This is a genomic window from Streptomyces rimosus subsp. rimosus, assembly GCF_000720725.1.
Lineage (GTDB): Bacteria > Actinomycetota > Actinomycetes > Streptomycetales > Streptomycetaceae > Streptomyces > Streptomyces rimosus_A.
This window is the reverse complement of record NZ_JOCQ01000249.1, coordinates 1-447: the sequence shown is the minus strand read 5'-3', so window position 1 is coordinate 447 and position 447 is coordinate 1. Positions and strand designations below refer to the sequence as shown.

Genomic DNA, 447 nt, shown 5'->3' with positions numbered 1-447 from the left:
CCCTGAGACCGCCGCCGCGCCGCAGACCGACGAGGACACCGCGCCCGCCGCCGAGCAGCCGGCCGCCCAGGAGCAGGCCGCCGAGCCCGCCGAGGAGGCCAAGCCCGCCCGTACGCGCCGCCGCGCCACCCGCAAGGCCACCGCCCCAGCCGGTTCGCCGAAGACCGCCGCCGAGCCGCAGAGCGCCGAGCCTCAGGGCGCGGACGCCGCGGCCCAGGCCGAGGACGAGGAAGAGGCCGAGGAGACCGCCGAGGCCACCGCGCCCGTCGAGGCACCGGCCGCGCCCGCCGAGGACACCAAGCCCGCCCGTACGCGCCGCCGCGCCACCCGTAAGGCCACCGCCCCCGCGGGCTCCCCGCAGACGGCCGACGCCGCAGAGAGCGCCCCGGCCGCCGAGCAGGCCGCCGCCCCCGCCGAGGCGCCCCGCCGCCGTTCGCGCCGCCGCAC

Annotated in this window: 1 pseudogene; it reads left to right on the top strand. The window is 82.6% G+C overall.

The window, feature by feature from the left end:
• Positions 1-447: pseudogene (locus IH45_RS01000000144825) on the top strand (hypothetical protein); the annotation flags it as partial.